This is a genomic window from Martinezella rhizogenes (assembly GCF_007002745.1).
GTDB lineage: Bacteria > Pseudomonadota > Alphaproteobacteria > Rhizobiales > Rhizobiaceae > Agrobacterium > Agrobacterium cucumeris.
Genome location: NZ_SGNY01000014.1, coordinates 13,004 through 25,858, shown reverse-complemented (window position 1 = coordinate 25,858; position 12,855 = coordinate 13,004). Strand labels below are relative to the sequence as shown.

Annotated in this window: 12 protein-coding genes; 8 read left to right on the top strand and 4 right to left on the bottom strand. The window is 56.3% G+C overall.

The features are described 5' to 3' along the window. Positions 1-3: 3 nt before the first annotated feature. From EXN68_RS26415 to EXN68_RS26405, 3 genes are read right to left on the bottom strand one after another with little or no spacing between them, the layout of a single operon-like run. Positions 4-1,236, bottom strand: a complete 1,233-nt coding sequence (locus EXN68_RS26415) for an SAM-dependent methyltransferase (RefSeq protein ID WP_142843567.1) — start codon at positions 1,234-1,236, stop codon at positions 4-6. Continuing rightward, a complete protein-coding gene (locus EXN68_RS26410) occupies positions 1,223-2,044 on the bottom strand; it encodes a DUF1365 domain-containing protein (RefSeq protein ID WP_142843566.1) in 822 nt (273 codons plus the stop codon). The genes EXN68_RS26415 and EXN68_RS26410 overlap by 14 nt, the downstream gene beginning before the upstream one ends. Then, positions 2,041-3,414, bottom strand: coding sequence for an NAD(P)/FAD-dependent oxidoreductase (locus EXN68_RS26405; RefSeq protein ID WP_142843565.1), 1,374 nt, complete (start codon positions 3,412-3,414; stop codon positions 2,041-2,043). The genes EXN68_RS26410 and EXN68_RS26405 overlap by 4 nt, the downstream gene beginning before the upstream one ends. Before the next feature lie 191 nt (positions 3,415-3,605). Here EXN68_RS26405 and EXN68_RS26400 point away from each other — a divergent pair, with 191 nt between their 5' ends. The 5 genes from EXN68_RS26400 (at position 3,606) to EXN68_RS26380 (ending at position 9,237) form a co-directional block, all read left to right on the top strand. Continuing rightward, positions 3,606-4,394 carry a DUF1295 domain-containing protein gene (locus tag EXN68_RS26400; protein WP_142843564.1) on the top strand — a complete coding sequence of 263 codons (789 nt, stop codon included), beginning with the start codon at positions 3,606-3,608 and terminating at the stop codon, positions 4,392-4,394. Then, on the top strand, positions 4,391-5,422 hold the full coding sequence (locus EXN68_RS26395; protein WP_142843563.1) for an SAM-dependent methyltransferase: 1,032 nt from the start codon (positions 4,391-4,393) through the stop codon (positions 5,420-5,422). Before EXN68_RS26400 ends, EXN68_RS26395 begins: the two co-directional genes overlap by 4 nt. Before the next feature lie 150 nt (positions 5,423-5,572). Beyond that, the gene (locus EXN68_RS26390; protein WP_142843562.1) at positions 5,573-7,783 is read left to right on the top strand and encodes an ATP-binding protein; all 2,211 of its coding nucleotides are present in this window, start codon (positions 5,573-5,575) and stop codon (positions 7,781-7,783) included. After that, positions 7,776-8,231, top strand: coding sequence for a response regulator (locus EXN68_RS26385; protein ID WP_142843561.1), 456 nt, complete (start codon positions 7,776-7,778; stop codon positions 8,229-8,231). The genes EXN68_RS26390 and EXN68_RS26385 overlap by 8 nt, the downstream gene beginning before the upstream one ends. Next, positions 8,221-9,237, top strand: a complete 1,017-nt coding sequence (locus EXN68_RS26380; protein WP_237681504.1) for a sensor histidine kinase — start codon at positions 8,221-8,223, stop codon at positions 9,235-9,237. The genes EXN68_RS26385 and EXN68_RS26380 overlap by 11 nt, the downstream gene beginning before the upstream one ends. Before the next feature lie 57 nt (positions 9,238-9,294). On the opposite strand, the gene EXN68_RS26375 is transcribed toward EXN68_RS26380, so the two are convergent. Then, positions 9,295-9,669, bottom strand: coding sequence for a response regulator (locus tag EXN68_RS26375; protein WP_142843560.1), 375 nt, complete (start codon positions 9,667-9,669; stop codon positions 9,295-9,297). Positions 9,670-9,880: 211 nt separating this feature from the next. Between EXN68_RS26375 and EXN68_RS26370 the strand changes: the two genes are divergently transcribed. From EXN68_RS26370 to EXN68_RS26360, 3 genes are read left to right on the top strand one after another with little or no spacing between them, the layout of a single operon-like run. Beyond that, complete coding sequence (locus tag EXN68_RS26370; RefSeq protein WP_142843559.1) at positions 9,881-11,335, top strand: sensor histidine kinase; 1,455 nt, start codon at positions 9,881-9,883, stop codon at positions 11,333-11,335. After that, positions 11,332-11,769, top strand: coding sequence for a response regulator (locus EXN68_RS26365; RefSeq protein ID WP_142843558.1), 438 nt, complete (start codon positions 11,332-11,334; stop codon positions 11,767-11,769). The genes EXN68_RS26370 and EXN68_RS26365 overlap by 4 nt, the downstream gene beginning before the upstream one ends. A 4-nt stretch (positions 11,770-11,773) precedes the next feature. After that, positions 11,774-12,811, top strand: a complete 1,038-nt coding sequence (locus EXN68_RS26360; RefSeq protein ID WP_142843557.1) for a sensor histidine kinase — start codon at positions 11,774-11,776, stop codon at positions 12,809-12,811. Positions 12,812-12,855: the final 44 nt, after the last annotated feature.

The following is a 12,855-nucleotide window of genomic DNA, read 5'->3' as shown; positions in this document are numbered from 1 at the left end:
GCCTCATCCTTGTTCTATCGTGTACAAGCCGACATTTATCGTCCCCTCGGCAAAACCTGCTTCGCAATAGCAGAGGTAATAATCCCAGAGCCGCCGGAAGCGGTCGTCGAATCCAAGCAGGGAAATCGTCTGCCACCGGGCATGGAAACGCTGACGCCACTCCGAAAGCGTGAGCGCATAGGACTGGCCGAAAAGTTCTGTCTCCGTGAGCTTCAGGCCGGCTTGCCCGACGGCTTTTTCGAGCGCTGAATCGGAGGGCAGGAAACCGCCGGGAAAGATGTATTTCTGAATGAAATCTGCCTTGCGCCGATAGGTATCGAAGCGGTTTTCCTCGATGGAGATGATTTGCAGCACCGCACGGCCGCCGGGTTTCAGGCAGCGTTTCAGCGTTTCGAAATAACTTGGCCAGTAGGCTTCACCGACCGCTTCAAACATTTCCACTGAGACGATATTGTCGAATTGGCCGGTCACGTCGCGGTAGTCCTGCAATCTGAGATCGATCCGGCTGGCCTTGCCGTCTTTTTCCACCGCATTTTTCGCCCAGTTCAACTGGGACGGGGACAGGGTGATGCCGGTCACGCTGGCATTGTGCTGCGTGGCGAGGTGGATGGCGAGCGCACCCCAGCCGCAGCCGATTTCCAATACGCTCTTGTTGCCGGTTAACTGGAGTTTTTCCGCAATGCGCTCGAGTTTCTTACGTTGCGCGGCCTCAAGGCTGGGTGTCGTGCCGTCGAAAATCGCCGACGAATAGAGCATCGAGGGGTCGAGCCATTGCCGGTAAAACTCGTTGCCGAGATCGTAATGCGCCTCGATATTGCGGCGGCTGCCGCGTCGGGTATTGGCATTCAGCCCGTGTGCAAGCCGGTTGATGAGGCGCATGGGCAGGCTGCCGCGCATCGACCTTGCAAATGCCTCGCGATTTTGAGCGGCGAAACGGATGAGCGCCGTCAGGTCAGGCGTAGACCAGTCATTCTCGATGAAGCCTTCCGCGAAGCCGATATCGCCGTTGACGAGCAGCCTGCGGATTGCCCGCCAGTTATGCAGCACGATAACGGCGTCGCTGCCTTCCGATTTTCCTGATTTTTCGACGGTTCCGCCGCCAGGAAGGACGACGCGCAGCCGTCCCCGGTCGATATTGTTCAGCAGCCGGTTGATGAGCCATATGCCCATGCCTGTGCGGCCCTTGAGACGGGTATTCTGCGCCGGTAACTCGGAGAGATTTTCAAACGGGGTCATGACTTCTGGCCTCGATTTGCGACGATGAAGGGGAAACGAAGGAGATTGGCTCGACGGGTGGCAGCGGACGTTTTCTCAGCCGCACGCCCTTCAGCCAGATTTTCAGGGCTTCCCAGTGAATGCCGACAACGACTTTCAGCGTGAGAAAGGGGATGGCGACGAAGGCTTTCAGCAGCGCGCCATCAGTCAGCTCGACCCTTCGGGCGAGATGGCGGGCTGTCAGGACGGCGCCTTCATCGTCGAAAGTTTCAATGATGATCTTCAGCGTGTCACCGGGCGGGACGACGCGGAAAACATAGTGGAGGTTCATGTCCATGAAGGGCGAGACATAAAAGGCCTTGTCGCATCGCTGGACGATCTCTGTCCCCGCGCCGGCCTCTATCGGGATCAGATAGGAGTGCCTTTGGCCGAAGGTGTTGTCGACCTGCCAGAGGATGGCTTTGAGTGACATGTCGCGCCCGTGGCAGAAGAACACGCTGAGCGGGTTGAAGGCCCAGCCAAGCAGGCGCGGCATGGTAAGCAGGCGGATGGGTCCGCCATCGGCGGCCATGCCCGCCGCCGCCATGGCCGTTTCTATCTGCTGGCGCAGCCCGATCGTGTTGTCACCGTTGCCGCGATCCTTGCGATGAAATGAAAACAGGTTGAAACGGTCGACAGAGAAAAACCGCAATTTCCGGTCGAGCGTCTCCAACTCATCGAGATCGAGAAGCAGCGAATAAATCCGGTAGTCCAGTTTGTGGGTTTTTGGCTTGAAACGCGCATGGGTCACGTGGCCCGGGAAAAGCGCCGATGTGAGGGGAGGCGTCATGACGTTGCCTCCATGAGTTGTGTGTCCGTCGCAATCGCCGCCAAATCCAGGCGAATGATCCGGCCGCTGTCGTCCGCAACCTTCCATGGGCGGGATACGCCGCCAAGATCTTCGGCAACCGCAAGGCCCGCCTGAAGGCCGTCTTCATGAAAACCAGAGCCGAAATAGGCGCCGCAGAACCAGGTGTTTCGCAGGCCCTGCAAGGCCCATAATTCCTGGCGCATCTGTTCGGTGCCAGCGTCAAAAACCGGGTGGTGATAGGTTTCCTCGGCGATGATTTTTCCTTGATCCGGTTCTCGCGCCGGGTTCAGCGTTACAAAAGTATCAGGGGTTTTGCCCAGCGGCTGCAGCCTGTTCATCCAGTAGGTGATGCTCGGCTGACGAGCTTCAATGCTCTTGTCGGCCACATAGTTCCAGCTTGACCAGGCAGCGCGCCGGCGCGGCATGAAGCTGCTGTCGGTGTGAAGCACGGCGCGGTTTCGGGTGTAGGTAAAGGCGCCGAGAATGAGCCGTTCGGCGCGCGTTGCATCCACGAGCATATCGAGCGCCTGATCCGCATGGGTTGCGATCACCACGTCATCGAAGCGAGCGGTTTCGCCCTCCGCAGTGATGATTTCGATGCCATCAGGCAGGCGGTGGATGCGCGTCACCGGCGTCGAGAGGCGAATTCGATCCGCAAACGGTGCGGTGATGCGCTTTACATATTCGTGTGCGCCACCGACGACGGTGCGCCAGACCGGCCGATTGCGTAGCAGCAGCAGACCGTGATTGCGGCAGAATTTGATGAAATGCGCCGCTGGATAACGACCGACCTCCATCGCCGGCGTGGACCATATGGCCGCGGCCATGGGGTAAAGATGATCGTCGCGGAAGGCCGCCCCGTAGCGATTGTGTGTGAGATAGTCGTCGAGAGACACGTCACCCATCACATGCAGGTCTCGCGGAGCGTAGCGGTAGAACCGCAGCAGGTCCGCGAGCATCGACCAGAAACGGGGTCGTAGCGCATTTCTCTTTTGTGCCAGCAGGCCAAGACCCGTTCCGCCGGAATATTCAAAGCCGCCATTGTTCAGGGAAACGGCGAAAGACATGTTGGAGGCTGCCGTCGGCACGTCCAGTGTCTGAAAAAGCGCGGTGAGATTGGGATAGGTCGATTCGTTATAAACGATGAAGCCGGTATCGACGTGAACCGGCCCATTATCCGTGTCGAATGTTACCGTGTTGGTGTGGCCGCCGATGCGATCCGCCGCCTCGAAGACCGTGACATCGTGCCGTTGCGACAAAAGCCAGGCCGCCGACAGGCCGGAAATTCCTGTTCCCACTATGGCGATGCGGCGCCGGCTATGTCCTCGTGTTGCTTCGGTGTCGGTCATCTATCCTCGCTATCGCATTACAAAAATTTGCCTTGGGACAGCGCAGATACGAGGCCGGCGCATGATAAGTTTCAGCGGCCGGCAGTTTTTTTGATTTTTTTCCGAATGCTGAAACTCTTTTGCCGGTTCGCTCGTATTTGCCATCACGGACACCCGGCCTCGATCTGTTCAAAACGGTGAGTGAAGTAGTGATGTTTTCTGTGATCCTGATGCTTGCCATTCTCATGTCGCTGCTCATGGCCGGAGCGTGGGTATTACAGAGAGCAACCGGCTCTAGCGGCTGGATCGACACCGTCTGGTCCGCGAGCGTGGGGCTTGGAGGCGTCTTGGCTGTTTCATTGGCGGAAGGAGACGGCGGGCGACGCGCTATCGTATTTTTGCTTATTGCCGTCTGGTCCCTGCGGCTTGCCGGCCATATCGGCCTGCGCACGCGGGGCGGCGGGGAAGATCCCCGTTATGCGAAGCTCATCGAAAAATGGGGCAGTGCTGCCTCCCTGCGGCTTTTCATCTTCCTCCAGATACAGGCCGTTGCCGCCTTCGTGCTTGTTCTGGCAGTCTATCTTGCGGCTGGTAATGGCCAGAGTTTCCCGCGTGTTCTCGACCTTCTTGCCACCATGATTGCCGTTGCGGCGCTGGCAGGGGAAGCTCTCTCGGACGCACAGCTATCGAAATTCAGGAAAACCCCTGAAGCAATAACCGGCGTCTGCGAAGCCGGTTTCTGGCGTTACTCCCGCCATCCCAATTATTTCTTCGAATGGCTCTTCTGGTGCAGCCTGCCGTTGCTGGCAGTTCAGGCCCACGCCTTGTCATGGGCCTCGCTCGCCGCACCGGTCATGATGTACTGGCTGCTCGTCCACGTCTCCGGCATTCCGCCGCTTGAAGAGCACATGCTGAAATCGCGCGGGGAAAAATTCCGCGCCCTGCAACGCCGCGTCAACGCCTTCTTTCCGGGGCCGCGCAAGAACGAGGAAACGCCATGAACATGCTCTCCTTCGCCATCAATGCCGCGGAACGTACGCCGCTCAACGACAGCGTCACTCTCGCCGGAATAGATATGCTCTGCGCAAGAACGAAACGGCGGCTTGCAAAAATCCCGGCCGATGCCGAATTGGTTTTTGCGGCCGATATGGCGAAATTCCCCATTGCCAGCCATACCGACGAGGCGAACAGGCAGCACTATGAGGTCCCCGCGGAATTTTTCGCGCTCGTTCTTGGGGGCCAGCGCAAATATTCCTGCTGTTACTATCCCGATGCCGCGACGACCCTCGATGAGGCGGAAACTGCGGCACTGGCCGAGACCGTGGCCCATGCCGGGTTGCAGGATGGTATGGACATTCTCGAACTCGGCTGCGGCTGGGGCTCGCTTTCCCTTTATATGGCGGGGCGTTTTCCCAACGCGCGGATCACGTCCGTCTCAAATTCCGCATCGCAACGCGAATATATAGTCGGCTGCGCCCGGGAGCGCGGCTTTTCCAATCTGTCGGTAGTGACCGCCGATATGAATGATTTCACCGTTGGCGCGCGTTTCGATCGCGTCGTTTCGGTGGAAATGTTCGAGCACATGTCCAACTGGCGCGCATTGTTTGAGCGTGTTCATGCATGGTTGAAGCCGGAAGGCCGCTTGTTCCTGCACGTCTTTAATCACCGTGACCGATCCTACCGTTTTGACCACAACAATCCGGCGGACTGGATCGCGCAGCATTTCTTCACCGGCGGCATGATGCCTGCCTTCGATCTTCCCCATCGTTTCGACACGCTTTTCACCGTCGAACGGGAATGGCGCTGGTCGGGATCGCATTATCGTCGGACAGCGCTCGACTGGTTGGCGAATTTCGACCGGGAGATCGAGCATATACGACCGATCCTGCAACGGGTTTATGGCGTTGATGCGCGGCTGTGGGAACGGCGCTGGCGACTGTTCTTTCTGGCAACCGCCGGGCTTTTTGGCCATGACGGCGGTGACGTCTGGGGGGTGGGTCATTATCTCATGGCGAGCGTTGGGTCATAGCGACTGGAGTGACGATCTTCGGAAATACCGGTGGTCGTCCTGACACGATTTGCTGAAAACGAGCGTTTACATCGCCGCAATAATCAATAGGTTGGCGGCATCTTTTGAGCAGGTCGATCGTTCTTCTACAAAGAGCGGCTGGAGAAAGTCATGAGTTCAGTTACGCCGAAACTGGATAGTTGCGGCGCCGAGCCCATCCACATCCCCGGCGCTATTCAGGAACATGGTGCGCTTCTGGTCCTGGCTGCCAGCGAATTTTTCGTCGTGCAGGCGAGTGATAATCTCCATGATTATATTGAGGCGTCCCTGCCGATTGGTGCGGCTGCAAATGTTACGGTCCTGCCGTTCATAGTCGCCTTATCCGAATGGTATTCCGGTGACGAAAACAATTTCAGATATGTCTGGACCGAAAAGGCACTCGATGTTTCTGCGTATCGATCCGGCGCCCTGATCATAATCGAATTCGAAAAAACGAGGCACGGCGAATCGGCTGAAAAGTTGATGGGCGAACTCACCGGTTTGGCGCAATATCTGAACAGCGCACCCTCGCTTGAAGACGCGCTTTTGCGGACGACCCAACTGGTATCCTCTATCAGCGGCTATGACCGTACCCTGATCTATGACTTCGGGCTGGACTGGAGCGGCCATGTCGTTGCGGAGGCCGGAAGCGGCAATTTGCCGTCTTATCTTGGGCTTCGCTTTCCGGCGGCCGATATTCCGCCGCAGGCACGGCAGCTCTACACGATCAACCGCCTGCGGATGATCCCCGATGTCGATTATCGACCGGTCCCGGTCACACCGCAGCTGAATGCGGCAACGGGGGCGGTGCTTGATATGAGCTTTTCGCAGCTTCGCAGCGTATCGCCGGTCCATCTCGAATATATGCGCAACATGGGTACGGCTGCTTCCATGTCGGTGTCGATTATCGTCAACGGCACCCTGTGGGGTCTGATTGCCTGTCATCACTCCGCGTCTCATTCGGTGTCCCTTGCCGTGCGTGAAGCCTGTGATTTTGCTGCACAGCTCCTGTCGATGCGGATAGCCATGGAGCAGAGTTCCCAGGATGCGTCCCGCCGTGTGGAGCTTGGCCATATTCAGGCGCGCCTGCTGAAGGGGATGGCAGGGGCCGAAAAATGGGCTGATGGCCTTCTTGAAGGCGATGATCAAAGAGAAGACCTGCTGAAACAGGTGGGAGCGGATGGCGCTGCGCTCGTCCGGGGCAATGCATATGAGCTGGTCGGCAAGACACCGTCACGGCAGCAGGTTGAAGAGTTGGTCCTGTGGCTCGGCGAGCAGGCGGTCACGGATGTCTTTGCGGCCGAGTGCCTTGTGAACTATTATCCTGCAGCTGCGTCTTTTGCCGGCGCAGCAAGCGGAATTATCGCGATGCGCATCTCGGAACTGCACGGCAGCTGGCTTATCTGGTTTCGGCCGGAAGTCGTAAAAACCGTACGCTGGGGGGGAGATCCGCATAAGACCGTGCAGGAAAGCGGGCGCATTCATCCCCGCAAATCCTTCGAAATCTGGAAGGAGCAGGTGCGTAACACGGCTTTGCCGTGGTCTGAACCGGAACTTTCGGCGGCACGGGAGCTTCGAAGTGCGATTATCGGCATTGTTCTGCGCAAGGCCGAGGAAATGGCGGATTTGACGCGAGAATTGCAGCGAACCAATAAGGAACTGGAAGCTTTTTCCTATTCCGTTTCGCACGACCTGCGCGCGCCTTTCCGCCATATTGTCGGCTTTGCACAGTTGCTGCGCGAGCGCAGCGACGCCATGGACGACAAATCCCTGCATTATCTGCAAATGATCTCCGAGGCGGCTCTGGGGGCAGGCAGGCTCGTGGACGATCTTCTGAAGTTCTCGCAGCTTGGCCGCACGCAAATCGCCATGAAATCTGTGGACATGGAAAAGGTGGTGAGCGAGGTTCGCCGCTCTCTTGCCCCATCCATGACTGATCGTCAGATCGAGTGGCGTATTGGCCATCTGCCGGTTACGCGCGGCGATCCGACCCTGTTGCGGCAGGTCTGGTACAATCTCATCGACAACGCGATCAAATATTCCCGCCAGGAACCGGTCTCGATCATCACCATTGCTGCGGTTGAAACCGAAGACGACGTCACTTATTCGGTGGACGATAATGGCGTCGGCTTCGATATGGCCTATTACGGCAAGCTCTTTGGTGTGTTCCAGAGGCTGCAACGTGTCGAGGATTTTGAGGGGACAGGTATCGGGCTTGCTCTCGTCAGGCGCATTGTTGAGCGCCATAACGGTTCGGTCAGCGCACAGGGAACCGTAGGCGAGGGAGCCTCGTTCTCCTTCACATTGCCGGTTATGAAAATTGAAGAGGAAGAAATTGCCTGAACTCAGACCTATTTTGCTGGTGGAAGATAATCCACGCGATCTGGAACTAACGCTGACCGCACTTGAGAAATGTCAACTTGCAAACGAGGTTGTTGTTGCGCGGGACGGAGCCGAGGCACTTGATTATCTCAATGTCACGGGCGCTTATCACAATCGCCCAACGGGTGATCCTACGGTCGTTCTTCTTGACCTCAAATTACCAAAAGTAGACGGGCTTGAGGTTTTGCAGATGGTCAAGGGCAGCGATCACCTGCGGCATATCCCCGTTGTCATGCTGACCTCGTCCCGCGAAGAACAGGATCTTGTGAAGAGCTACGAACTCGGCGTGAACGCCTTTGTCGTCAAGCCCGTCGAGTTCAACGAGTTTTTCAAGGCCATCAAGGATCTCGGGGTTTTCTGGGCGCTCTTGAACGAGCCACCACCGGGTGCGCGTCGCAATGGTGAATGAGGCAATGCTGCAAATGGAAGCAAGCAGGCTTCTTCTCCTTGAGGACAGCTCTGTTGATGCGGAACTGATCGAAGAGCAGCTTTCGCGCATTTCGCCGCCGCCTGCGGTGACAAGGGCGGTAGGCAAGGCATCGTTCATGGAGGCATTGGAAAACCAGCAGTTCGATATCATCCTTGCTGATTTTTCTCTGCCGGATTTCGATGGCATGTCTGCGCTCGATGTCACCATGCAAAGGTTTCCAGACACACCGTTCATTTTTGTGTCGGGCATTTTGGGTGAAGACGCAGCAATCGATGCATTCAGGCGCGGTGCGACCGATTACGTCCTCAAACAACGATTGGCAAGATTGCCGTCTGCTGTCGAACGGGCGCTTGCGGAAGCGCGGGAGAAACAGGAGCGGAAGCGGGCGGAGATCCACAAGGAATTGCTTGTCCGTGAGCTTAGCCACCGCGTCAAGAACACCATGGCGATGGTCATTTCCATCATCCGCAGAACGGCAAAGGGCAGCACTTCCGTCGACGATTATCAGGAGAGGCTTGTGGCCCGCGTGACGGCCCTTGCCGAAAGCCACGCCCTGCTTTTTCAAAGCAACTGGGGCGAGACAGATCTGAAGGATGTCGTGAAGCGGGCGATTGAGCCCCATAACAGTTTCGCAAGCCGGGTCGAACTTGAGGGTCCTGAAGGCGTTCAGGTGTCACCAAAATCCGCACTGGCGCTCGGGATGATCCTGCATGAGCTGCTGACGAATGCTCAGAAATACGGCTCGCTTTCCGGAGCGCACGGGAAGGTGGAGGTTTTCTGGAAGACGCTGCGTGACAGTCAGGGGCGCGATCATGTCGATCTCCGGTGGCAAGAAAGCGGTGGGCCCCCGGTTTCTGCGCCCCAGGAAACCGGTTTTGGAACGACCCTGATAACAAAAGGCGCCAGATACGAACTGCAGGCGGAAAGCGAAATCCACTATGATCAGGCCGGTCTGCAATACCAGGTAGCTTTCCCACTGGATTGATGTGGAAGATAAAGGGACCTGCGTACGGGGTGGCGTATTAAGCCCGGAATTCTCGCCTCAGTGATTGGGTGAGAATTCATTCGCCAGAACATGTGAGAGATCGTCAAAATTGCAGGGTTTTGAAACCACTGTCAGCCCGGCCAGCTGCGCTCGCACTCCGGGTATTTCCGCATATCCGCTGCAAACGACGAAAGGCACCTTTGCGGCCCTCAGTTCTTCGATAACCGGAAAGGACAATTCGCCCCTCAGATTGAGATCGATGACGGCACCATCCAGCTCGGTTGCGTTTATTTTTTCCAGCGCCGCTTCTATGTGGGAGACGGGTCCGACAACGTTGACACCCAGATCCGACAGAAAGTCTTCCATATCCATCGCCAGAAGTGCGTCGTCTTCCAAAACAAGGATCTGTTTTCCCTGAAAGTTATATCTCATGTCACCGCATTCACATCGTTTCAGCCGTGTCGGGGGCTGTTTTCACCAACATTGCTGAACTCCTGAAATCTGACGGGGTTCCACGGTTGCGTAAAAAGAAATCATTCGCATCTGCCGCAACCGTCATCTAGTTTGTCGCACTTATTAGCTGCCTACCGGGAATGTTATTGCTGTGACTGGTTTTTCACCGTTTGCCCAGCGAAGCCTTTTGATGCTTGCTGTGGGTGTCGCAATTTTGATTGGCATGGTCTCCATGTCATTATGGCTTGTTCAGGTGAACAACCGGTACTCTCAGGAAACCGCGGAACTGCGACGTGTGCGTGCAGCGGTTCTTGATGTGCTGACAACAATGCAGGACATTGAAACCGGCCAGAGAGGATATCTGCTTAGCAACAATGTCGATTATCTGGTGCCCTATGAAGAGGCGTTGCGCGGCCTGCCACAGCGTCAGTCCAGAATTCTCGATCTCCTGAAGGACGAGGACCAATATAAACAGGCCTTGTCGCAGTTGACCGAAGCGATCGATGCGAAACTGGCCGAGACCCGCGAAACGATCGATTTGCAAAAGGCCGGCCGCATGACCGAGGCGGTGGATGTCGTCCGCAACAATGACGGCAAACGCTTCATGACCGAAATCAGGGATGTTCTGTCGCGCTTGCAAACAGACACTGACGATCGGTTGCGCATCATCGTTGGCGATCAGCTGGGTGCAGCCAATACGCTTCGATGGGTGACGGTGGGCGGCGCCCTTGCAATTCTCCTTGTCGTCGGCGGTTCGATCTTTCTCGTTTTCACCTATATCCGCGCTCTGACCAGGTCTCGAGAGGATGTTGATGAGCTCAATCGCCATCTGGAAGAACGTGTCGAGGAAAGGACGCGTGATCTTCGCCGCGCCAATCAGGAAATTCAGCGCTTTGCCTACATTGTCACCCATGACCTGCGCGCGCCGCTCGTCAATATCATGGGTTTCCTCTCCGAATTCGATACCTCGCTCAAGCCGGTGACCAGTTATGTCCTGGCCGACGGTAAAACCCCACCGGAAGAGGTGGTCCGGGAAGCACGGCTGGCGGTTCAGGAGGACATTCCCGAGGCCATTGGCTTTATCCGTTCATCAACGCGGAAAATGGATCAACTGATCAACGCCATCCTGAAAATATCCCGCGATGGTCAGCGGAAGCTGCAGCCGGAGAAGGTCGATATCGAAACATTGCTCTCGTCACTATCCGAGACGGTGCGTCATCAGATCACCGCCAATGGCGGCGAGATCGATGTTGATACGCCAAAGCTCACGATTGTTACCGATCGCATATCCCTCGATCAGATTCTTGGAAATCTCTTTGACAATGCGGTGAAATACCAGATGCCGGGTCGTCCGTTGCGGTTGACCGCGCGTGCCTACCCGGCCGGGCGCGGAGCGATTTGTATCGAGGTTGGCGACAATGGGCGTGGTATCGGCGAGCAGGATCTTGAACGGGTCTTCGAGCTTTTTCGTCGGGCAGGCAGTCAGGATCAGCCGGGAGAGGGAATAGGTCTCGCACATGTTCGTTCGCTAATAAGAAATTTAGGCGGGGACATTAGGGTGGAGTCCAAACTCGGTGATGGCAGCACGTTTTTCCTGCTGCTGCCGAGTGACCTCAGAAGAGTGACGAAGGAAGGCGACAAATGAAAGCGACCGGTCAGGAAGTAACGATCGTGATGATCGAAGACGACGAGGGCCATGCGCGCCTGATCGAAAAAAACGTGCGGCGCGCCGGCGTGAACAACGAGATTGTGCCCTTTACGCTCGGTGCGAAGGCGCTGGATTACATCTTGGGCGAAAGTCGGGATGGGCTTGTCAGCAAAGATCGCTATCTTCTCGTGTTACTCGACCTCAATCTCCCCGATATGTCGGGCATCAACATCCTTGAGCAGATCAAGAGCAATGAATACACACGCCGTTTGCCTGTGGTGGTTTTGACGACAACCGATGATGAGACTGAAATTCAGAAATGTTATGATCTAGGCGCGAATGTTTATATAACCAAGCCGGTCGATTATGAGGGCTTTGCGAATGCCATCAAAAACCTCGGCCTGTTCTTTTCCGTAATCCAGATACCCTGAAAGCATGATGGCTCTGCGCATTTTGTATGTTGATGACGATCCGGCTCTGGCACGGCTTTCGAGCCGCGTTCTTGGTCGTCACGGAATGGAGGTGGTTCATGCCGCCTCCGTAGCGTCCGGACTCGAGCTTTTTCAAAACGGGCAGTTCGATGTCGTGGTTCTCGACCACTATTTCCAGACGGCGACAGGCATGGAATTTCTCGCCGCGATCCAGACGATACCGGCGCGCGTTCCGGTTCTCTATGTGACGGGGTCAAACGAGGCCCAGATCGCCATAGATGCCATCAAGGCGGGCGCTGCGGACTACGTCATCAAAAACGTCGGAGACGACTTTTTTCCACTCTTGCTCACCGCCATTAATCAGGCTCTGGAAAATCATCGCCTGCGCCAGACGAAGGAGGAGGCTGACCGTCTGCTGGTAAAAGCCAAGGAGCACGCGGAAATGATGGTGAAAGAGATGAACCACCGTGTCGCAAACAGCCTTTCGCTGGTCTCGGCCATGATCCGCCTGCAAATAAATACCCTGAAGTCGCAGGAAGCAGAAACCGCGTTGCTGGAAACGCAAAGCAGGATTTCCGCTATCGCCGGTGTTCATCGCAGCCTCTATAATACAGCCAATGTGGGACTTGTATCCCTCGGTTCGTACCTGACCTCCATCATCAGCGATCTGTTTCAAGCCGTACCCGGCTCCTCCTCCATCACGGTTGAAACGTCGCTATGCGAGATTGATCTGAACGCAGATCACGCCGTTGCTCTCGGTGTCATCATTACCGAACTGCTGACCAACGCGCTGAAATATGCCTATCCCGATCAAACCGGGACCGTGCGGGTCAATCTGTCAGAGCAGGACGGACAGTTCGTTCTCGTCGTGGAAGATGACGGAATAGGATCGGGGCCTGATGCATCGCCGAAGGGCACGGGGTTAGGCACAAAACTGATCATGGCAATGGCGAAGAACATCAATGCCCGCGTCAATCAGACGTATACTCACCCGGAACGGAACGCGGGAACGCGTTACACGATGACGTGGAACGAAAAGTAGCGGCTGCGTATTGCCTTCCTGACATGTATTTTTGCATTTGAGGC

Bases quoted from the DNA above. Each gene is read 5' to 3' on its own strand.
- EXN68_RS26415 (WP_142843567.1), bottom strand. From the start codon at position 1,236: ATGACCCCGTTTGAAAATCTCTCCGAGTTACCGGCGCAGAATACCCGT.
- EXN68_RS26410 (WP_142843566.1), bottom strand. From the start codon at position 2,044: ATGACGCCTCCCCTCACATCGGCGCTTTTCCCGGGCCACGTGACCCAT.
- EXN68_RS26405 (WP_142843565.1), bottom strand. From the start codon at position 3,414: ATGACCGACACCGAAGCAACACGAGGACATAGCCGGCGCCGCATCGCC.
- EXN68_RS26400 (WP_142843564.1), top strand. From the start codon at position 3,606: ATGTTTTCTGTGATCCTGATGCTTGCCATTCTCATGTCGCTGCTCATG.
- EXN68_RS26395 (WP_142843563.1), top strand. From the start codon at position 4,391: ATGAACATGCTCTCCTTCGCCATCAATGCCGCGGAACGTACGCCGCTC.
- EXN68_RS26390 (WP_142843562.1), top strand. From the start codon at position 5,573: ATGAGTTCAGTTACGCCGAAACTGGATAGTTGCGGCGCCGAGCCCATC.
- EXN68_RS26380 (WP_237681504.1), top strand. From the start codon at position 8,221: ATGGTGAATGAGGCAATGCTGCAAATGGAAGCAAGCAGGCTTCTTCTC.
- EXN68_RS26375 (WP_142843560.1), bottom strand. From the start codon at position 9,669: ATGAGATATAACTTTCAGGGAAAACAGATCCTTGTTTTGGAAGACGAC.
- EXN68_RS26370 (WP_142843559.1), top strand. From the start codon at position 9,881: ATGCTTGCTGTGGGTGTCGCAATTTTGATTGGCATGGTCTCCATGTCA.
- EXN68_RS26365 (WP_142843558.1), top strand. From the start codon at position 11,332: ATGAAAGCGACCGGTCAGGAAGTAACGATCGTGATGATCGAAGACGAC.
- EXN68_RS26360 (WP_142843557.1), top strand. From the start codon at position 11,774: ATGATGGCTCTGCGCATTTTGTATGTTGATGACGATCCGGCTCTGGCA.